Source organism: Pseudomonas sp. GW821-FHT09C09 (genome assembly GCF_059418105.1).
The window spans coordinates 75,410-95,471 of record NZ_JBWKPF010000001.1 but is presented as its reverse complement, the minus strand read 5'-3'; the positions used below and the strand labels follow the sequence as shown (position 1 = coordinate 95,471).

14 protein-coding genes are annotated in these 20,062 nt (G+C 62.7%); 7 read left to right on the top strand and 7 right to left on the bottom strand.

Going from position 1 to position 20,062, the window contains the following annotated elements:
- Nucleotides 1–13: 13 nt before the first annotated feature.
- The 6 genes from AC07NR_RS00435 to gcl all read right to left on the bottom strand — a co-directional run bounded on the left by AC07NR_RS00435 (nucleotide 14) and on the right by gcl (nucleotide 7,512).
- Nucleotides 14–928, bottom strand: a complete 915-nt coding sequence (locus tag AC07NR_RS00435) for an urea transporter (RefSeq protein WP_495077584.1) — start codon at nucleotides 926–928, stop codon at nucleotides 14–16.
- A 145-nt stretch (nucleotides 929–1,073) separates the two neighbouring features.
- Nucleotides 1,074–2,489 (bottom strand): pyruvate kinase, encoded by a 1,416-nt coding sequence (gene pyk, locus AC07NR_RS00430; RefSeq protein WP_495077583.1) that lies wholly within the window; start codon nucleotides 2,487–2,489, stop codon nucleotides 1,074–1,076.
- The gene (locus tag AC07NR_RS00425) at nucleotides 2,486–3,760 is read right to left on the bottom strand and encodes a glycerate kinase type-2 family protein (RefSeq protein ID WP_114881924.1); all 1,275 of its coding nucleotides are present in this window, start codon (nucleotides 3,758–3,760) and stop codon (nucleotides 2,486–2,488) included. Before AC07NR_RS00425 ends, pyk begins: the two co-directional genes overlap by 4 nt.
- An 88-nt stretch (nucleotides 3,761–3,848) precedes the next feature.
- Entirely contained in the window at nucleotides 3,849–4,742 is an 894-nt protein-coding gene (locus AC07NR_RS00420) for a 2-hydroxy-3-oxopropionate reductase (RefSeq protein WP_085710522.1), read from the bottom strand.
- A 150-nt stretch (nucleotides 4,743–4,892) separates the two neighbouring features.
- Nucleotides 4,893–5,675, bottom strand: a complete 783-nt coding sequence (hyi, locus tag AC07NR_RS00415) for a hydroxypyruvate isomerase (RefSeq protein ID WP_495077582.1) — start codon at nucleotides 5,673–5,675, stop codon at nucleotides 4,893–4,895.
- Nucleotides 5,676–5,736: 61 nt separating this feature from the next.
- Nucleotides 5,737–7,512: a glyoxylate carboligase gene (gene gcl / locus AC07NR_RS00410; protein WP_495077581.1), complete on the bottom strand. Its 1,776-nt coding sequence runs from the start codon at nucleotides 7,510–7,512 to the stop codon at nucleotides 5,737–5,739.
- A 268-nt stretch (nucleotides 7,513–7,780) separates the two neighbouring features.
- On the opposite strand from gcl, the gene AC07NR_RS00405 reads away from it, so the two are divergent.
- Nucleotides 7,781–8,221 (top strand): GlcG/HbpS family heme-binding protein, encoded by a 441-nt coding sequence (locus AC07NR_RS00405; protein WP_495077580.1) that lies wholly within the window; start codon nucleotides 7,781–7,783, stop codon nucleotides 8,219–8,221.
- A 95-nt stretch (nucleotides 8,222–8,316) separates the two neighbouring features.
- Nucleotides 8,317–9,387 carry an alpha/beta hydrolase-fold protein gene (locus AC07NR_RS00400; RefSeq protein WP_248737931.1) on the top strand — a complete coding sequence of 357 codons (1,071 nt, stop codon included), beginning with the start codon at nucleotides 8,317–8,319 and terminating at the stop codon, nucleotides 9,385–9,387.
- Nucleotides 9,388–9,466: 79 nt separating this feature from the next.
- Here the strand turns inward: AC07NR_RS00400 and AC07NR_RS00395 are convergent, their stop codons facing one another.
- On the bottom strand, nucleotides 9,467–10,072 hold the full coding sequence (locus AC07NR_RS00395) for a TetR/AcrR family transcriptional regulator (protein WP_085710525.1): 606 nt from the start codon (nucleotides 10,070–10,072) through the stop codon (nucleotides 9,467–9,469).
- A gap of 193 nt (nucleotides 10,073–10,265) precedes the next feature.
- Here AC07NR_RS00395 and AC07NR_RS00390 point away from each other — a divergent pair, with 193 nt between their 5' ends.
- The 5 genes from AC07NR_RS00390 to AC07NR_RS00370 all read left to right on the top strand — a co-directional run bounded on the left by AC07NR_RS00390 (nucleotide 10,266) and on the right by AC07NR_RS00370 (nucleotide 20,019).
- On the top strand, nucleotides 10,266–11,393 hold the full coding sequence (locus tag AC07NR_RS00390) for an efflux RND transporter periplasmic adaptor subunit (protein WP_495077579.1): 1,128 nt from the start codon (nucleotides 10,266–10,268) through the stop codon (nucleotides 11,391–11,393).
- Nucleotides 11,394–11,405: 12 nt separating this feature from the next.
- Nucleotides 11,406–14,489, top strand: a complete 3,084-nt coding sequence (locus AC07NR_RS00385) for an efflux RND transporter permease subunit (protein ID WP_495077578.1) — start codon at nucleotides 11,406–11,408, stop codon at nucleotides 14,487–14,489.
- Entirely contained in the window at nucleotides 14,479–17,601 is a 3,123-nt protein-coding gene (locus AC07NR_RS00380) for an efflux RND transporter permease subunit (RefSeq protein WP_495077577.1), read from the top strand. Before AC07NR_RS00385 ends, AC07NR_RS00380 begins: the two co-directional genes overlap by 11 nt.
- Nucleotides 17,602–19,038 carry an efflux transporter outer membrane subunit gene (locus AC07NR_RS00375; protein ID WP_495077576.1) on the top strand — a complete coding sequence of 479 codons (1,437 nt, stop codon included), beginning with the start codon at nucleotides 17,602–17,604 and terminating at the stop codon, nucleotides 19,036–19,038.
- Between the two features lie 66 nt (nucleotides 19,039–19,104).
- Nucleotides 19,105–20,019, top strand: coding sequence for a DUF808 domain-containing protein (locus AC07NR_RS00370; protein WP_495077575.1), 915 nt, complete (start codon nucleotides 19,105–19,107; stop codon nucleotides 20,017–20,019).
- Nucleotides 20,020–20,062: the final 43 nt, after the last annotated feature.

Here is a 20,062-nt window from a genome sequence, read left to right as displayed (position 1 = left end):
CCCTGGCCATAAATCAGCGCAGCCTAGGTTGATTCTCCCCGTCAGCGCAAGGCGCCGCGTTCAACTCGGGTTGGCGCATCAGGCGAATGCCGGTGCGCAGCAGCCAGCAGGCAAGAATGAACGGTGCGGTGAGCGTCGCAAGACCCAGGGCACTGAACAGCGGCGTCACCAGCAGCGCCAGGCCGATGCCGAACAGCGGCAGCCACGGTTGCTGGCGTTGGGCGCTGAAGGCGAGGGCGGCGAGCACTGCGTTGTAGCCACCCAGACCGAGCAGCGCGACCTGACTGTCGTGATGTAACAGGCTGGAGCCCAGACCAATCGCCGAGGCCGCCATTGCCCAGGCAAATGCCCGGCGATCGGCGATCAGCAGACCGGCAGCGATCAATGCACCGGCCAGCGGATGGTCGAGGAACATCACCTGGCCCAGCCCTTTCAGGGCGGCACCAAGCAGATTCAGGGTGTTCAGCTCAAGCGCCGGAGCCGGCGTCGCAGGCTCGGCGAAACACAGGAACACCCAGCTCAGCAGCACGAACGGCGCGGTGTAGGCGGGCAGGTACTCGGTGAGACGTGCGCGTTTGAGCCACTGCTGCGTGATCATCGCGCTCAGGCCGCCGGCCGCCAGAATCAGCGGTGGCAGCATCGGCGACCAGGGGAAATACAGGCTCAGCAACAGGCCGACCAGCACGCCGTTGTAGCTGAACAGTCCGGCCTGGCGATCAGCCTTGGCGTAGTTGCGTCGTTGCGCGGTGAGCAACCCGGCGACCGCGCCGAGCAGCGCCCCGGCAAACAGCACCGGCGCGGTAAATAAAATGGCCAAAAGGCACAGCAGGCCACACAACGGGTGGCGCTGGAGGAAGATCTGACTGAAACCGTTGAGCAAGGCTTCGGCCCAGTCGGGGCAGTGGGTGTTGAAATGGTTGGCAGGCATGTCTGGACAATCTGGGCAGTAGGACAATCAAAAGGTCTTGCTTGAAACTGTGGCGAGGGAGCTCATGCCCGGTGAATGCGGTGTCTCTTGTGGAAACCGTCATGCCGAGCGACGGGAGCACGCTCCCTCGCCACACAGGTGTTGCTTAAATCAATGTTTCGATCCGCAGCGAATTAGTCGATCCCGGCTGGCCAAACGGCACACCCGCGGTGATCAGCAACGTATCGCCACGCTCGGCCATTCCTTGAGCCTGAGCGATTTCCAGCGCGGTCGAGCACACTTCATCCACCTGACGCAGCCGATCATTGACCACCGAGTGAATGCCCCACGCCACACTCAAGCGGCGGGCGGTCTGCAGGTTCGGCGTCAGGTTGAGGATCGGCGCTTTCGGCCGCTCCCGCGCCGCACGCAGACTCGATGCGCCGGACTCGCTGTAGTTGACCAGCACCGCCACTGGCAGCACGTTGCTGATGCGACGGATCGCACAGCTGATGGCATCGGACACGGTCGCTTCGGCTTTCGGCCGGCTGACGTCGAGTTGGGTCTGGTAGTCCGGACCGTTCTCCACCTGGCGGATGATCTTGCTCATCATCTGCACGGCTTCCAGCGGGTATTCGCCGGACGCGGTTTCCGCCGACAGCATCACCGCATCGGCGCCTTCGGCCACGGCGTTGGCCACGTCAGTGACTTCGGCGCGGGTCGGCGCCGGCGAGAAGCGCATCGACTCGAGCATCTGTGTCGCCACCACCACCGGTTTGCCGAGCTGGCGGCAGGTGGTGATGATGTTTTTCTGGATCTGCGGCACGCTTTCGGCCGGCACTTCCACGCCCAGATCACCACGAGCCACCATGATCGCGTCGCTCAGCTCGGCGATTTCGCGCAGTTGCTCGACGGCCGACGGCTTCTCGATTTTCGCCATCAGGAACGCCTTGTCGCCGATCAGCTCGCGGGCTTCGATGATGTCTTGCGGACGCTGTACGAACGACAGCGCGACCCAGTCCACACCCAGTTCGAGACCGAAGCTCAGGTCGCGGCGATCCTTGGTGGTCAGCGGGCTCAGATCGAGCACCGCTTGCGGAACGTTCACGCCTTTGCGATCCGACAGTTCGCCACCGTTGAGCACGGTAGTGTCGATGGCGTCGGAGTATTTGGTGACGACCCGCACACGCAGTTTGCCGTCGTCGAGCAGCAGATCCATCCCGGCTTCCAGCGCGGCGATGATCTCCGGATGCGGCAGGTTCACCCGGCGTTCGTCGCCCGGCGTCGCGTCCAGATCAAGGCGGAAGGCCTGACCGCGATGCAACTGAACCTTGCCGTCAGCGAACTTGCCGACCCGCAGTTTCGGCCCTTGCAGGTCCATCAGGATCCCGAGCGGGTAGTTGAGCTGGCGCTCGACTTCGCGGATCCACTGATAGCGCTTGGCGTGGTCGGCGTGATCGCCGTGGCTGAAGTTGAGGCGGAAGATATTGACCCCGGCCTCGACCAGCTCGCGGATGTCTTCGATGCCGTCGACGGCAGGCCCGAGGGTGGCGAGGATTTTGACCTTTTTATCAGGCGTCATGATTTAGAGCTCTCGAGGATCAGGATGGCGCGGAAGTCGTTGACGTTGGTGCGGGTCGGCTCGGTGACTATCAGCGCATCGAGCGCCGCGAAGTAGCCGTAACCGTTGTTGTTATCCAGCTCGTCGCTGGCGCTCAGGCCGAGGGCGGCGGCGCGGGCGTAGCTGTCCGGGGTCATGATCGCGCCGGCATTGTCTTCCGAGCCGTCGATACCGTCGGTGTCACCGGCCAGCGCATACACGCCGGGCTGGCCCTTGAGGCTGTCGGTGAGGCTGAGGAGGAATTCGGCGTTGCGTCCGCCACGACCATTGCCGCGCACGGTCACGGTGGTTTCGCCGCCGGAGAGAATCACGCACGGTGCCGCCAGTGGCTGGCCGTGATGAATGATCTGGCGCGCAATGCCGGCGTGGACTTTCGCCACTTCGCGGGATTCGCCTTCCAGGTCACCGAGGATCAGCGTGCTGAAACCGGCCTGACGGCATTTCACTGCTGCCGCATCCAGCGATTGCTGAGGACGGGCGATCAACTGGAAGTGACTGCGGGCCAGGCTCGGATCGCCGGGTTTGACGGTTTCCGATTCCGGGCTTTGCAGCCAGGTGCGCACGGAGGCCGGGATCTCGATGCCGTAGCGCTTGATGATCGCCAGTGCTTCGGCGCTGGTGCTCGGGTCGGCCACGGTCGGGCCGGAGGCGATGACCGTGGCGAGGTCGCCCGGTACATCGGAAATCGCGTAGGTATAAACAGTTGCCGGCCAGCAGGCCTTGCCCAGGCGTCCGCCCTTGATCGCCGAGAGGTGCTTGCGCACGCAGTTCATCTCGCCGATGGTCGCGCCGGATTTGAGCAGGGCTTTGTTGATCGACTGTTTGTCGGCCAGGGTTATGCCTTCGGCCGGCAGCGCCAGCAGGGCAGAACCGCCGCCGGACAGCAGGAAGATCACGCGGTCGTCTTCGGTCAGATTGCTGACCAGTTCCAGCACGCGTTTGGCCACGGCCAGACCGGCAGCGTCCGGCACCGGGTGCGCGGCTTCGACCACTTCGATTTTTTCGCACGGGGCGCCGTGACCGTAGCGGGTCACCACAAGGCCCGAGACTTCACCTTCCCAGCAGCGCTCGACCACTTGCGCCATGGCAGCGGCAGCCTTGCCGGCGCCGATGACGATCACGCGACCTGTGCGATCGGCCGGCAAATGGGCTTCGAGGACCTGGTTCGGATGGGCCGCGTCGATGGCTGTGGCAAACAGCTCGCGCAGCAGTTGTTGCGGATCGACCGACATGGCGGGCTCCCGGAATTCTTGTTATTGGAAGGGCAACTCGGTCCAGTGTGGAAGCAGGGCTGCTTCCACACTGGGGGCGGGGCAGGGCTTACTTCTTGTCGCGAATCGAGAAGTTGGCCATGTGTTCCAGGCCCTTGATCAGCGCCGAGTGGTCCCAGTTGCTGCCACCGATGGCCGCGCAGGTGCTGAACACTTGCTGGGCGTTGGCGGTGTTCGGCAGATTGATGTTCAGCTCCTTGGCGCCTTGCAGGGCCAGGTTCAGGTCCTTCTGGTGCAGGCTGATGCGGAAGCCCGGATCGAAGGTGCCCTTGATCATGCGCTCGCCGTGTACTTCGAGGATCTTTGAGGAAGCGAAACCACCCATCAGCGCTTCACGCACCTTGGCCGGATCGGCACCGTTTTTCGAAGCGAACAGCAGGGCTTCGGCGACGGCCTGAATGTTCAGGGCAACGATGATCTGGTTCGCCACCTTGGCGGTCTGACCGTCGCCATTGCCGCCGACCAGGGTGATGTTCTTGCCCATGGCCTGGAACAGCGGCAGTGCGCGTTCGAAGGCATCGGCATCGCCACCGACCATGATGCTCAGGGTGGCAGCCTTGGCACCGACTTCACCACCGGACACCGGAGCGTCGAGGTACTGCGCGCCTTTTTCGTTGATCTTCGCCGCGAAAGCCTTGGTGGCGGTCGGCGAGATCGAGCTCATGTCGATCACGACTTTGCCTTTGCCGATGCCGGCAGCAACGCCGTCGGCGCGGAACAGCACGTCATCGACCTGCGGGGTATCCGGCACCATGACGATGATGAATTCAGCTTCCTGGGCCACTTCTTTCGGGTTGGCCAGGGCCACGGCGCCAGCGGCGACCAGGTCGGCAGGGGCGGCGTCGTGGTGTGCCGACAGGAACAGGCTGTGACCGGCTTTCTGCAGGTTCGAAGCCATTGGGTGGCCCATGATGCCGGTGCCGATAAATCCGATTTTAGCCATGAGAAATTCCTCTTGTTTTTGTCTTGCTCAAGCAAATAGGGGCTGTTGTGGGAGCGAGCCTGCTCGCGATTCAGGCGCTGCGGTACATCAGATGTACCGAGGTGATCTCATCGCGAGCAGGCTCGCTCCCACAGGTTTTTTGCATTGTTCTTAAATTGCGTTATGGGTCTTCAGCCAGCCGAGGCCCGCTTCAGTGGTGGTCAGCGGTTTGTACTCGCAGCCGACCCAGCCCTGATAACCGATGCGATCCAGGTGTTCGAACAGGAAGCGGTAGTTGATCTCGCCAGTACCCGGCTCGTTGCGGCCCGGGTTGTCGGCCAGCTGCACATGGTTGATCTCGGCCAGGTGCGATTGCAGGGTGCGGGCCAGATCGCCTTCCATGATTTGCATGTGATAGATGTCGTATTGCAGGAACAGGTTGGCGCTGCCGACCTGCTCGCGAATCGACAGGGCCTGCGCCGTGTTGTTCAAGTAGAAGCCCGGGATGTCGCGGGTGTTGATCGCTTCCATCACCAGTTTGATGCCGACGGCTTGCAGCTTGTCGGCGGCGTACTTGAGGTTGGCGACGAAGGTCTTTTCAACGGTGGCATCGTCCACGCCTTGCGGACGGATACCGGCCAGGCAGTTGACCTGGGTGTTGCCCAGCACCTGTGCGTAGGCGATGGCCAGATCGACACCGGCGCGGAACTCTTCGACCCGGTCCGGCAGGCACGCGATACCGCGTTCGCCCTTGGCCCAGTCACCGGCCGGCAGGTTGAACAGCACTTGGGTCAGACCGTTGGCGTCGAGTTTGGCCTTGATTTCGGCGGAGCTGAAATCGTACGGGAACAGGTACTCGACACCGCTGAAGCCCGCCTCGGCGGCGGCGTCGAAACGGGCAAGGAAATCCTGTTCGGTGAACAGCATGGACAGGTTGGCTGCGAAACGCGGCATGGTGGTCTCCCGTTAGAGTGATCGTTCCCGCGCCCGGCGCGGGAACGAACGGCAAGCAGTTTTAATCGAGCAGCGAAATCGCGGTAGGCGCATCGTTGCCGACCAGCGCCAGGTCTTCGAATTCGTTGACGGCGTTGATCTCGGTACCCATGGAGATGTTGGTCACACGCTCCAGAATGATCTCGACGATCACCGGCACCTTGAACTCTTCGATCAGCTCTTCGGCCTTGCGCAGGGCAGGGGCGATGTCAGCCGGTTCGAACACACGCAGCGCCTTGCAGCCCAGGCCTTCGGCGACTGCGACGTGGTCGACACCGTAACCGTTGAGTTCCGGCGCGTTCAGGTTATCGAAGGACAGCTGCACGCAGTAGTCCATTTCGAACCCGCGCTGTGCCTGACGGATCAGACCCAGGTACGAGTTGTTCACCACGACGTGGATGTACGGCAGATTGAACTGGGCGCCGACCGCCAGTTCCTCGATCATGAACTGGAAGTCATAGTCCCCCGACAGGGCCACGACTTTCCGATTCGGATCGGCCTTCACCACGCCCAGCGCTGCCGGAATGGTCCAGCCCAACGGGCCTGCCTGGCCGCAGTTGATCCAGTGACGCGGCTTGTAGACGTGCAGGAACTGCGCGCCGGCAATCTGCGACAGACCGATGGTGCTGACGTAGCACGTGTCCTTGCCGAACACCTGGTTCATTTCTTCGTAAACGCGCTGCGGCTTGACCGGCACGTTGTCGAAGTGGGTCTTGCGTTGCAGGCTGGACTTGCGCTGCTGGCAGTCCTGCAGCCATGCACTGCGGTTTTTCAGTTTGCCGACGGCTTGCCATTCACGGGCGACTTCGATGAACACGGTCAGCGCGGCGGCGGCGTCGGACACGATGCCCAGGTCCGGGGTGAACACGCGACCGATCTGGGTGCCTTCGATGTCGACGTGAATGAACTTGCGACCTTCGGTGTACACGTCGACCGAACCGGTGTGACGGTTGGCCCAGCGGTTACCGATACCCAGTACCACGTCGGATTTCAGCATCGTGGCGTTGCCATAACGGTGCGAAGTCTGCAGACCGACCATGCCGACCATCAGCGGGTGATCGTCCGGAATGGTGCCCCAGCCCATCAGGGTCGGGATGACCGGGATGCCGGTCAGCTCGGCGAATTCCACCAGCAGATCGCTGGCGTCGGCGTTGATGATGCCGCCACCGGCCACCAGCAATGGACGTTCAGCCTGATCGAGCAGCGCCAGAGCCTTTTCAACCTGCACGCGAGTTGCGCTCGGCTTGGCCAGCGGCAGTGGCTGGTAGGCGTCGATGTCGAATTCGATTTCGGCCATCTGCACGTCGAACGGCAGGTCGATCAGCACCGGGCCCGGACGGCCGGAGCGCATTTCATAGAAGGCTTTCTGGAACGCGTAAGGCACCTGGCCCGGCTCCAGAACGGTAGTTGCCCACTTGGTCACTGGCTTGACGATGCTGGTGATGTCGACGGCCTGGAAGTCTTCCTTGTGCATACGGGCACGTGGCGCCTGGCCGGTGATGCAGAGGATCGGGATCGAGTCTGCGGAGGCGCTGTACAGACCGGTGACCATGTCGGTACCGGCAGGGCCGGAAGTACCGATGCACACGCCGATGTTGCCGGCCTTGGTGCGGGTGTAGCCCTCGGCCATGTGCGAGGCGCCTTCAACGTGGCGAGCAAGGACGTGATCGATGCCACCGACTTTCTTCAGGGCGGAATACAGCGGGTTGATCGCAGCACCCGGAATGCCAAAAGCGGTATCAACCCCTTCACGGCGCATCACCAGAACGGCGGCTTCGATTGCTCTCATTTTGCTCATGGTTTTGTGCCTCTTTACGTTTTGTAATTGTATACAAGTGGCTTTGCGCAGAGTGTATTCACGGCGGACGGCGCAGGTCAATCCATTTTCTCAAGCGTCTGTTTCATTCGTCGGAAGCCGTTTCTACTGTGGCTTTTCGTCGCATGGGGCGCTTTTCGAGAATTATTGTATACAAAAAAATAATTCATTGTGTTCTATTTGTTGCATCGGGCTGCGGCACAAACGCGCAGTCCAACGGCTTTCCCAATAACAAAATGAGGACGGCACCATGAGCGCTTTAACCTTGAAAGTCGCAGTCAACCTGGTCAACGAAGCCATCAGCGCAGGGCGCGCCATCTCCGCTGCGCCGCTGACCATTGCAGTACTGGATACCGGCGGCCACCTGGTCACCTTGCAACGCGAAGACGGCGCCAGCCTGCTGCGCCCGAACATCGCCATCGGCAAAGCCTGGGGCGCCATCGCCCTGGGCAAGGGCTCACGCCTGCTGGCGCTGGACGCACAACAACGCCCGGCGTTCATCGCCGCGCTCAACAGCATGGGGCAGGGCAGCGTCGTGCCGGCACCGGGCGGCGTGTTGATTCGCGATCAGGCGGGCAACGTGCTGGGAGCGATCGGCATCAGCGGCGATCTGTCGGATGTCGATGAGCAAGTGGCGATCAAGGCTGTGGAGGCTTTGGACCTGCGGGCGGATGCGGGGGGGGCGGCCTGACGGGAACTGAATCACCCCGGTTGGGTTTGGGGTGATGACGAATCGGGGTGGCGTCGATAGACTGCCGCCCCGTTTTTGTATCAAGGAAGATCAGCGTGAAGACGCTACTTGGCTTTTCTCTGGCCACGGCCATGACCCTCATCACTCCCATTCTGCACGCCGCCGAACCGCTGGACGCCGAAGACATCGCGTTCCAGGCGCTGAGCCCGGTGGTCACCGCATTGATCAATGCCGACGATGTTCCGGAGTTGATGGCGCGAGCCGAGAAGCTCGAAGACACCGACACCTTGCAGGCCATTGCGGTTTATCTGGCGGCCACTCGTGAAGATCCCGAACAGATGCTCGCGCCTTATCAGGTCGCTGCGCTGTTTGCCCGCCGTGGCGACGACAAACTGGCCCTGCGCTTCCTGCAAGAGGCTGATGATCGTGGTATGTGGTTCGGCCCATTGCTGGCCGGCGACGAAGATTTTTCCGATCTGCGCGAGACAGCCACCTACAAAACCGTATTGGCCAACGCGCAGCAGCGCTACAAGACCATCGCTCCCGGCAAGGTTGGCGCCATTTCAGTGCTCAATCCGTCGGCGGATATTCCCGCGCCCAAGGCGTGCCGTCCGGTGGTGGTCTGGCTGCACGGCTACGGCATCAATGGTGAGCTCGACGAAAGCTACCAACCACTCGCTGATACCGGGGCCATTATTCTTGGCATCAACGGTACAGAGATGATCAATGCGGTCGACAGCTTCCGCTGGATCGGCCCAGGCTTCGAAGGCACCCATCAAGCGGTGCAGAACGGCTTGAAGCAATTGGCGGCGCAGCAATGCATCGATCGCAAGCACGTCTACCTGATGGGCTTCTCTCAAGGTTCACAACACGCGGGCGCCTTGCTGGCGCAACATCCGGATGACTACGCGGGTGCTCTGTTGCTGTCACCTGGCGGCCGGCAGCCGACACCGACGGTGAGCAAGGCGCATGGCAAAAGAGTGTTTGTGATCAACGGCAAGATGGAGGGCGCGGGCAATCAGCAGATGGCCACTGACTTCCGCAAGCTGTTCAGTGACGGCAACGAAGTCAAATCCCGTACCCATGAAGGCGGGCATTCCTTCCCGGACGACTGGAGCACCTCCTTGCCGCAAGCGCTGCGCTGGTTGATGGGTAGCGACGCCTGAAACAAAAAAAAAGCAGGTCGGGCCACGTCTTCAGGACGCTTTGGCCAGGCCTGCGTTTTTTTGCGTGTGTGTAGCGCTGTCAGTCCGGCTCGCAGCCCTTGAGCACCAACCGGATGATGGTTTGTGCCGCGGACTCATAATCGGCTTCGTCGAGCTTTTCCTTGCCGGTCACGGCGGAGATCTGCCAGTCGAAGTCGGCGTAGGTCTGGGTCGCGGCCCAGATGCTGAACATCAGGTGGTTGGGGTCGATCGGGGCGATCTGGCCGCGGTCGATCCAGCTCTGGATGCAGTCGATGTTGTGCTTGGCCTGGCTGTTCAGTTGCTCGACGAGGTCGGCGCTCAGGTGCGGGGCGCCGTGCATGATTTCGCTGGCGAACACCTTCGAGGCAAACGGAAGGTCGCGGGAGATGCGGATCTTCGAGCGGATGTAGCCGCTCAGCACTTCGCTCGGCACGCCGTCCGGGTTGAACGGGGTCGAGGCCTGCAGGATCGGCACGATGATGCTTTCCAGAACCTCGCGGTAGAGGTTTTCCTTGGACTTGAAGTAGTAGTAGACGTTGGGCTTGGGCAATCCCGCCTTGGCGGCGATGTCGCTGGTTTTGGTCGCAGCGAAGCCCTTGTCGGCAAACTCTTCACTGGCGGCACGCAGGATCAGTTCTTTGTTGCGCTCGCGGATTGTGCTCATAAACCCGGTGGTTCCTTGCCTGTTCTGGCGGTTGCGCATGGTAGCACCGGCCTCGCGCGCCGCTCAACAATGCCCGTCGGTGGCGCTCGTCGCGTCAGTCTGTCGCCTGCCTGAACAAATTCGCCATGCCCCGCGATGGCTGTCGGGACGCTGCTAGAGTCAAGGCAGACGCGGGGGCAAGAGGCGGGCGGTCATGGCGAAACGCAGGCGCGGCAAAGTCCTGTTGATCATCGGCATTGTGCTGTTGCTGGGGCTTGCCCTGTGGTTCTACCTGAGCGCCGGTCAGCATCGGGTCAAACCCCCGCCGGCCGCCGAGCCGGTCGCAACGGTCGCCGTCAAGCTTCAAGATGTGCCTGTCTACATTGATGCCTTGGGCACGGTGACCCCGACCCGCAGCGTGACCGTGGTGACCCAGGTCAACGGCATTCTCAGCTCGGTCGAGTTCAAGGAAGGCCAGCACGTCGCCAAAGGCCAGGTCATCGCCCGCATCGACGACCGCGCACTGAAGGCGCAACTGGCGGTGGCCAAAGGCACGCTGATGCATGATCAGGCGCTGCTCGCCAACGCCGTGCGCGATCTGGCGCGTTATCGCGAACTGATCAAGGTCGGCTCCACCACCCAGCAAACCCTCGATACCCAGGCCTCGCTGGTGCAGCAACTGCAAGGCACGGTTGCTTCGGATCAGGGCAGCGTGCAAAACCTCGAAGTCCAGTTGAGCTACTGCACGATCACTTCACCGGTGGATGGCGTGGTCGGTTTGCGCCAGGTCGATCCCGGCAACTATGTGACCACCACCAGCACCACCGGGATTGCCGTGATCACCCAGATGACCCCGGCCACCGTGGTGTTCGCCGTGCCCGAGGACGATCTGGGGGCGATCAATCAGGCGATGGCCAAAGGCGTAGTCACGGTGCTGGCCTACGACCGCAACAAACACAACCTGCTGGCCACCGGCAATCTGCTGGCGCTGGATAACCAGGTCGATACCAGCACCGGCACGATCAAGGTCAAGGCGCAGTTCGACGATTCGGCCAAGGCGCTGTTTCCCAATCAGTTCGTCAACGCCCGGCTCAAGGCTGACACTCTGAGTCAGAACCCCGTGGTGCCGACCCGGGCGATCCAGCACGGCAGCAAGGGCGATTTCGTCTTCGTCGTGGTCGATCCCGGCAACAAGGTCAGCCTGCGTAACATCAAGACCGGGCCGGCGACTGGCGATGTTTCGGCGGTACTCGACAACGGGGTGAAGGAGGGCGAGCAGGTCGTCACCGAGGGCGCCGACAAACTCGACGATGGCTCGGCGGTGAAAGTCGTCGCGCCGTAGGAGGCGTAGCCCATGAACGTCTCGCGCCCCTTCATCGAACGCCCGGTGGCCACCACGCTGCTGATGGTCGCCGTACTGTTGCTCGGTCTGCTCGGTTATCACTTGCTCTCGGTGTCGGCGTTGCCGGAGGTGGATTACCCGACCATTCAGGTGTTCACCCAATACCCCGGCGCCAGTCCCGAGGTCATCAGTTCGTCGATCACTGCGCCGCTGGAACGCCAGCTCGGCGAGATGCCGGGGCTCAAGTCGATGAACTCCACCAGCTCCAACGGCGCCTCGGTGGTGACCCTGCAACTCGATCTGTCGCTGTCGCTGGATGTCGCCGAGCAGGAAGTGCAGGCTGCGATCAACGCCGCCGGCACCTTCCTGCCGGCGAACCTGCCGTACCCGCCGGTCTACAGCAAGGTCAACCCGGCCGATGCGCCGGTGCTGACGCTGTCGCTGACCTCCGACGTGTTGCCGCTGACCAAGGTTGAAGACCTCGCCGACACGCGGCTGGCGCAAAAGATTTCGCAGATCACCGGCGTCGGTCTGGTCACCCTCAGCGGCGGTCAGCGCCCGGCGGTGCGGGTCGAGGCCAACACCTCGGCGCTGAACAGTCTGGGGCTGTCCCTCGATGACCTGCGCACCTCGCTGGGCACGGCCAACGTCAATCAGGCCAAGGGCAATATCGACGGCAAATATCAGGCGTATTCGATCGGCACCAACGACCAGTTGCAGTCCGCCGAGGAGTACCGCGATCTGGTGATCGCCTACAAGAACGGCGCGCCGATTCGCCTGTCGCAGATCGCTTCGTCGACCCAGGGCCCGGAGAACCCACGGCAAGCGGCGTGGACCGACAGCACGCCGTCGATTGTCCTGAATATCCAGCGCCAGCCCGGGGCCAACGTGATTGATGTGGTCGACCGCGTGCAACAACTGCTGCCCAAGCTGCGTGCCAGCCTGCCGGCGACGCTGAAGGTCAACGTGCTCACCGACCGCACGCAAACCATCCGCGCCTCGGTCACCGACGTGCAATACGAACTGGCGGTGGCAGTGTTGCTGGTGGTGATTGTGATCTTCCTGTTCCTGCGCAACGTGGCGGCGACGATCATCCCGGCGGTGACCGTGCCGCTGACGCTGGTCGGCACCCTGGCGGTGGCCTACGCGGTGGGGTTTTCGCTGAACAACCTGACGCTGATGGCGCTGACTATCGCCATCGGTTTCGTGGTCGATGACGCCATCGTCATGATCGAAAACATCACCCGCTACATCGAGGCCGGCGACTCGCCGATGCAGGCCGCGCTCAAGGGCGCGGAGCAGATCGGCTTCACCATCATTTCGCTGTCGGTGGCGCTGATCGCGGTGATGATTCCGCTGCTGTTCATGGGCGATGTAGTGGGCCGGCTGTTTCGCGAATTCGCCATGACCGTGGCGGTAACCATCGTCATCTCGGCGCTGATCACCCTGACCCTGACGCCGATGATGTGTTCGCGCATGCTCAAGCACAAACACGAGGAACGCCGGGTCGATTTCTTCGACCGGGTCAACGGCTATTACGTCAAAGGCCTCGACTGGGTGCTGCTGCATCGCGGGCTGACGTTGATCTCGGTGGTACTCACCGGGTTGCTGACGCTGTTGATCATCGTGATCATGCCCAAGGGCTTTTTCCCCGAGCAGGACACCGGGCTGATCCAGGGCATTTCCCAGGCCTCGCCGGGCATTTCCTTCCAGCAGATGCAGAGCGAGCAACAGCGGCTGGCCGCGCGGATTCTCAAGGACCCGGCGGTGGCGAGCCTGTCTTCGTTCGTCGGCATCGACCAGACCAACCCGACGATCAATCAGGGCAACCTGCTGATCAACCTCAAGCCCCACGGCGACCGTGACAGCAGCGCAGCGGTGATTCGCCGGCTCTCCGACGCCAATGCCGACGACGCCGGGATTCGCCTGTACCTGCACAGCGTGCAGGACCTGACGCTGGACGCCACGGTCTCGACCACCAGTTATCGCCTCGGCCTGCAAGCCACCGACCCGGGCGAACTGGAAACCTGGACCAACAAACTGCTCGCAGCGATCAAGCAGGACCCGATGTTCACCGACGTGCAAAGCCAGGCGATGCAGTTCGGCAATCAGATCCAGCTCAACTTCGACCGCGCCACGGCGTCGCGTCTGGGCATCACTCCGCAAGCCATCGACGACGTGTTGTACGACGCCTTCGGCCAGCGTCAGGTGTCGACCATCTACACCCAGCTCAACCAGTATCACGTGGTGATTGCCACCGACCATCCGCCGCACAATCTGGCGGATCTGTTGACCGGGCTCTACGTCGACATTCCCGGCGGCGGGGTGGCGCCGCTGTCGAGCATGGCGACGATGCAGGTGATTCGCTCGCCGGTAACGATCAATCGTCTGGGGCAGTTTCCCTACGCCGATGTCTCGTTCAACCTCGCCCCCGGCCAGACCCTTGGCGCGGCGGTGACGCGGCTCAAGGACATCGAAACCCGGGCCGGCCTGCCGCTGTCGGTGCAGGCCAATCTGGAAGGGGCGGCGGCGACGTTCGAGGCGTCGTTGTCCAATCAGGTGTATCTGGTGCTGGCGGCGATCATCGTGGTGTACCTGATGCTGGGGATTCTCTACGAGAGCTTCGTGCATCCGGTGACGATTCTCTCGACCCTGTTGTCCGCCGCGCTCGGCGCCTTGCTGGCATTGCTGATCACCGGCACGCAGTTCGACATCATCGGCTTGATCGGCATCGTGCTGCTGATCGGCATCGTGATGAAGAACGGCATCATGATGGTCGACTTCGCCCTGGAGCTGGAGCGCAAGGGCGGGCTCGATCCGGTGGCGGCGATCCGTCAGGCTGCCGAGCTGCGATTCCGCCCGATTTTGATGACCAGCATGGCCTCGCTGTTCGGCGCGGTGCCGTTGGCGCTGGGCACCGGGATCGGCTCGGAGCTGCGTCATCCGCTGGGGATCGCGATCATCGGCGGGCTGTTGCTGAGCCAGTTGCTGACGCTGTTTTCGACCCCGGTGATTTTCCTCGCCATGCATGGCCTGGAGCAGCGCTTCACCCGGCGTCGTCCAGCGGCGGCCGAGGCCTTGCGCGATGAACCTTAGCGCGCCGTTCATCCAGCGCCCCATCGCCACCACATTGCTGGCGGTCGGGCTGGCGCTGTTCGGTGTGCTGGCGTTCAACCTGCTGCCGGTGGCGCCGTTGCCGGAGGTGGATTTCCCGACGATCAGCGTGCGTGCCTCGTTGCCCGGTGCCGACCCGAGCACCGTGGCGTCATCGGTGGCGACGCCGCTGGAACGTCAGTTCGGGCAGATCGCCGGGGTCACCGAGATGACCTCGTCCAGTTCGCTGGGGGCGACCCGCATCACTTTGCAGTTCGACCTCAATCGCGACATCGACGGCGCGGCGCGGGACGTGCAGGCAGCGATCAACGCAGCGCGCAGCAGCCTGCCGAGTGACCTGTCCGGTAACCCGACCTACCGCAAGGTCAATCCGGCCGACTCGCCGATCCTGATTCTCAGCCTGACCTCCGATTCGGCGACCCGTGGCCAGATGTACGACGTGGCCTCGACCCTGCTCGAACAGCGGCTGTTGCAGACCACGGGTGTAGGCGATGTCACGGTGGGCGGCGCGGCATTGCCGGCGGTGCGCATCGAGCTCAATCCGGATCGGCTCAACCGCTACGGCGTCAGCCTGGAACAGGTTCGACAGGTGATTCAGGCGTCCAACGTGAATCTGCCCAAAGGCACGGTGTCGGTCGGCGATCAGTCCTATGGCCTGAAGGCCAACGACATGCTGTATCAGGGCAGCGATTACGGACCGTTGGTGGTCAAGCAGCGCAACGGCGATCTGGTGCGTATCTCCGATCTGGGCGACGTCAGCGAAGACGTCGAAGACCTGCGCAACTTCGGCCTGTCCAACGGCAAACCGGCGGTGTTGCTGGTGGTGTTCAAACAGCCCGGGGCCAATGTGATCGATACGGTGGATGCGGTGAAGGCCGACCTGCCGTTCCTGCAGAGTTCGATCCCCTCGGCGATCAAGATCAACATCCTGATGGACCGCACCACCACCATTCGCGCCTCGCTGCACGACGTGGAAGTGACCCTGCTGATTTCGATCGCGCTGGTGACGCTGGTGACCTTCGGCTTTTTCCGCGACTGGCGCAGCACGCTGATCCCGGCCATCGTCGTGCCGCTGTCGCTGCTGGGCACTTTCGGGGCGATGTATTTTCTCGGCTACAGCCTCAACAACCTGTCGCTGATGGCGCTGACCATTTCCACCGGGTTTGTGGTGGACGATGCGATCGTGGTGGTCGAGAACATCATGCGGCACCTGGAGAAAGGTGAAAGCCGTGTGCAAGCCGCGCTGGCCGGAGCGCGGGAGGTAGGTTTCACGGTGATGACCATCAGTGTGTCGCTGGTGGCGGTGTTCATTCCGTTGCTGCTGATGGGCGGGGTGGTCGGGCGGCTGTTTCGCGAGTTTTCGATTTCGCTGTCGGTGGCCATCGTGATTTCGATGCTGGTGTCACTGACGGTGACGCCGATGCTCGCCAGCGTACTGCTGCGCACTCAACAGCAGAGCGGCAACGGCGACGATCATCCGGATTCGTACTTTCACCGGTTCTACGACCGCACGCTGGGTTGGGTCGTCGAGCATTCGTTCCTGATGGGCCTGCTGACGCTGTTGGTGATTGTGCTGGCGTGCGTGCTCTATGTGCTGGTGCCCAAGGGTTTCTTTCCGCAGGAAGACACCGGGCGCATGTCCGGCAGCATTATTGCGGCGCAGAGCATTTCCTTCGGGGCGATCCAGTCGAACTTCAGCGAGATCAATAAAAAGGTCTTGAGCAATCCGAACGTGGCGACCGTCGGCGGGTTTGTCGGCGGCGGTGGCGGGATCGGCGGGGCGGTCAACAGTGCGCAGCTGTTCATCACCCTCAAGCCGCTGGCGGATCGCAAGGACAGCGCCGATCAGGTCATCGGCCAGATTCGCCACACCCTCGGCGACATGCCCGGCACGCGCCTGTATCTGCAATCGGCGCAGGACATCACGGTCGGCGGCCGGCAGAGCGGGGCGCAGTACCAATACACGATGACTGCCGACGACCAGAGCACCCTCGACGAATGGGTGCCGAAAGTCGTCGCGGTGCTGCACGGCTTGCCGCAATTGACCGATGTGAACACCGATCAGCAGGACAACAGTCTGATGTCCAGCGTGACGGTCAATCGCGATGCCGCCGCCCGGCTCGGGGTCAGCATGTCGGCCATCGACCAGACGCTTTACGACGCCTTCGGTCAGCGCCAGGTTTCGACCATTTACCGTTCCGCCAACCAGTATCACGTGGTGATGGAAGTGGCGCCGGCGTACTGGGCGTCCCCGGCGACCCTGAAAAACATCTACGTGCCGGTGGGCACCGCTGCTGTCACGTCCAAGGGCGCTGCGGCGGCACCGAACCTGAATGCCAAGGTCTCGCAGACGTTGGTGCCGCTGTCGGCGCTGGCGGATTATTCCGTGGGGCGCACGGCGATTTCGATCAGTCATCAAGGGACTTTTCCGGCGGTGACCGCTTCGTTCAACCTCGCGCCGGGCGTCTCCATCGGCCAGGCAACGGCGCTGGTGGACAACGCCGTGAAACAGTTGCGCATGCCCGCCAGTGTGGTCGGCCAGTTTGCCGGGACGGCGCAGGTGTTCCAGTCGTCGGTGGCCAGCGAGCCGTTGTTGATCGTCGCGGCGCTGCTGTCGGTGTACGTGGTGCTGGGCATGCTCTACGAGAGTCTGGTGCATCCGCTGACGATCCTTTCAACGTTGCCGTCGGCCGGTGTCGGCGCGCTGATTGCCTTGCTGCTGACCGGCACCGAACTGTCGATCATCGCGCTGGTGGGGGTGATTCTGCTGATCGGCATCGTGAAGAAGAACGCGATCATGATGATCGACTTCGCCATCACCGAACGTCGCGAATTCGGCCTGAGCGCCAAGGACGCGATCCGTCGCGCCTGCCTGATCCGCTTCCGACCAATCATGATGACCACGCTGGCGGCGATCCTCGGCGCACTGCCGCTGGTGCTCGGCAGCGGCTACGGCTCGGAACTGCGCCGGCCGTTGGGGATTTCGATCATTGGCGGGTTGCTGTTCAGCCAGTTGCTGACGCTGTACACCACGCCGGTGATCTACCTTTGGCTGGACCGGGCGTCGCAGCGCCTGAAGCGTAAGGAGCGATAAATGAAACGTCGCCTGTTGTCGGTGGGCGCAAGCCTTTTGCTGAGCCTGCTCTTGAGCGGTTGCATGGTCGGCCCGGACTACCACAAACCTGCGATTGAGCTGCCGACTTCGTTCAAGGAAGGCACGCAATGGCAGCGTGCGCAGGCCAATCCGCAAGGTGCATTGGACAGCCAATGGTGGCGGGACTATCAGGATCCTGTGCTCAACGATTTGATCGAGCGCTCGGCCAAGGCCAATCAATCGATCATCGGCGCCGAGGCGGCGTATCGGCTGGCGCAGGCGCAAGTGGCGTCGAGCCGCGCCGGGTTGTGGCCGACCGTGGGCGTGGGATTGTCCGGCGCTCGCGGTGTCGGCGGCGGCGCCAGCGGCAGCACCACCAGCGGTTTGACCGGTAGCAGCGGCAGCACCGTCGAACAAACGGTCAGCGCCACCCTGACGGCCAGTTGGGAGCCGGATCTGTGGGGGCAGGTGCGGCGCGGTATCGAGTCGAGCCAGGCTTCGCTGCAATCCTCTGACGCATTGCTGGCGGGCGTACGGCTGTCCATCGGCGCCAGTGTGGCGACCAATTATCTGGGGCTGCGGCAGCTGGATATCGACATCGACCTGTTGCAGCAACAGCAGGCCATCAATCAGCAGCTGCTGACGATGATTCAGGCGCAAACCGTTCAGGGCACGGCGACCAACGATCAATTGCTGGTGGCGCAGGATCAGCTCAGTACCGTGATCACGGCGTTGCAAACCGCGCAGCGTTCGCGGGAGCAGGCCGAGCATGCGCTGGCGGTGCTGGTGGGCGTGGCGCCGGCGCAGTTCGATCTTCCCAGGGCCGCCGACTATCGCTTCACGACGCCGATGCCGCCGCCGGTACTGCCTTCGAATCTGTTGCTGCGTCGACCTGATGTGGTGTCCGCCGAGCGTCTGGCAGCGGCGGCCAACGCGCGGATCGGCGTTGCCGAAGCGGCATTCTTTCCGACTCTGAGCCTGACGGCCGAAGGTGGCTTCCGGGGTTCGGCGCTGGGCGGCCTGTTCTCTGTGCCCAACCGCATCTGGACCCTTGGGCCGGCACTGGCCGAAACCATTTTCGACGGCGGCGCCCGCGAGGCAGCCAAGCAGGAAGCCGAGGCCACTTACGATCAGGACGTGGCCACGTATCGCGGTACGGTGCTCGGAGCGTTGCAGAACGTCGAAGACAATCTGTCGGCGATCAATCACCTGCACATTCAGGCGCAGGCCTTTGATCAGATGTTCCAGCGCAACCAGCAATTGTTCGGCAGTCAGCAGGCGCAGCAACGGGCGGGGACGGTCAGCCAGCAAGCGGTGCTGACCCAACAATTGGTGTTGTTGCAGGCCGAGCAGAACCTGCGTGATACCCAGGGTTTGCTCAGTCAGGGCAGTGTCGCGCTGTTCCAGAGCCTGGGCGGTGGCTGGCAGGTGCCGTAGCCTCTCGCTCCCTTGAGTGGCGCACGGTATGCTGCGCGCACTTTTTTACACAGGGAAGCCTGACCCATGGCAGGAAGCAGTTTGCTGGTGCTGATCGACGACATCGCCACCGTTCTGGATGATGTGGCGTTGATGAGCAAAATGGCCGCCAAGAAGACCGCCGGGGTGCTCGGCGATGACCTGGCGCTCAATGCCCAGCAAGTCTCGGGCGTGCGCGCCGAGCGGGAAATTCCCGTGGTGTGGGCGGTGGCCAAGGGCTCGTTCGTCAACAAGCTGATCCTGGTGCCGTCGGCGCTGGCGATCAGTGCGTTCGTGCCGTGGCTGGTGACGCCGCTGTTGATGGTCGGCGGCGCCTATCTATGCTTCGAGGGTTTCGAGAAACTCGCCCATCCGCTCCTGCATGGCAAGGACGAAGATCAGGCCGAACATGCGCAGCTGACCGAGGCCGTGGCCGATCCTGCGACCGATCTGGTGGCCTACGAGAAGGACAAGATCAAAGGCGCGATCCGCACCGACTTCATCCTTTCGGCGGAAATCATCGCCATCACCCTCGGCACCGTGGCTGAGGCTTCGCTGACCCAGCAAGTGATCGTGATGTCGGGCATCGCCGTCGTCATGACCGTGGGCGTCTACGGCCTGGTGGCCGGCATCGTCAAACTCGATGACCTCGGCCTGTGGCTGACCCAGAAGCCCGGCGCTGCGGCGAAACGCATCGGCAACGCCATCCTGCGCGCCGCGCCATACATGATGAAAGGCCTGTCGGTGATCGGCACGGCGGCGATGTTCCTGGTTGGCGGCGGCATCCTGACTCACGGTGTACCGGTGGTGCATCACTGGATCGAGGGCGTTGCCGCAGCGGCGGGCAGTGCAGGGTTTGCAGTACCCGTGCTGCTCAATGGCGTGGCGGGTGTTGTGGCGGGGGCGGTGGTGCTGGCTGTTGTGTCGGTCGTCGGCAAGCTCTGGAAAGCCCTGAAGGGCTGATTTACGGCTCAATAAAAAAGGCCATTCGATTTGCATCGAATGG

What these genes read in the sequence shown, in the direction of transcription:
- AC07NR_RS00370 (WP_495077575.1), top strand. Translation starts at nt 19,105, where the DNA reads ATGGCAGGAAGCAGTTTGCTGGTGCTGATCGACGACATCGCCACCGTT.
- AC07NR_RS00385 (WP_495077578.1), top strand. Translation starts at nt 11,406, where the DNA reads ATGAACGTCTCGCGCCCCTTCATCGAACGCCCGGTGGCCACCACGCTG.
- AC07NR_RS00395 (WP_085710525.1), bottom strand. Translation starts at nt 10,072, where the DNA reads ATGAGCACAATCCGCGAGCGCAACAAAGAACTGATCCTGCGTGCCGCC.
- AC07NR_RS00420 (WP_085710522.1), bottom strand. Translation starts at nt 4,742, where the DNA reads ATGGCTAAAATCGGATTTATCGGCACCGGCATCATGGGCCACCCAATG.
- AC07NR_RS00375 (WP_495077576.1), top strand. Translation starts at nt 17,602, where the DNA reads ATGAAACGTCGCCTGTTGTCGGTGGGCGCAAGCCTTTTGCTGAGCCTG.
- AC07NR_RS00390 (WP_495077579.1), top strand. Translation starts at nt 10,266, where the DNA reads ATGGCGAAACGCAGGCGCGGCAAAGTCCTGTTGATCATCGGCATTGTG.
- hyi (WP_495077582.1), bottom strand. Translation starts at nt 5,675, where the DNA reads ATGCCGCGTTTCGCAGCCAACCTGTCCATGCTGTTCACCGAACAGGAT.
- gcl (WP_495077581.1), bottom strand. Translation starts at nt 7,512, where the DNA reads ATGAGCAAAATGAGAGCAATCGAAGCCGCCGTTCTGGTGATGCGCCGT.
- AC07NR_RS00380 (WP_495077577.1), top strand. Translation starts at nt 14,479, where the DNA reads ATGAACCTTAGCGCGCCGTTCATCCAGCGCCCCATCGCCACCACATTG.
- AC07NR_RS00425 (WP_114881924.1), bottom strand. Translation starts at nt 3,760, where the DNA reads ATGTCGGTCGATCCGCAACAACTGCTGCGCGAGCTGTTTGCCACAGCC.
- AC07NR_RS00435 (WP_495077584.1), bottom strand. Translation starts at nt 928, where the DNA reads ATGCCTGCCAACCATTTCAACACCCACTGCCCCGACTGGGCCGAAGCC.
- AC07NR_RS00405 (WP_495077580.1), top strand. Translation starts at nt 7,781, where the DNA reads ATGAGCGCTTTAACCTTGAAAGTCGCAGTCAACCTGGTCAACGAAGCC.
- pyk (WP_495077583.1), bottom strand. Translation starts at nt 2,489, where the DNA reads ATGACGCCTGATAAAAAGGTCAAAATCCTCGCCACCCTCGGGCCTGCC.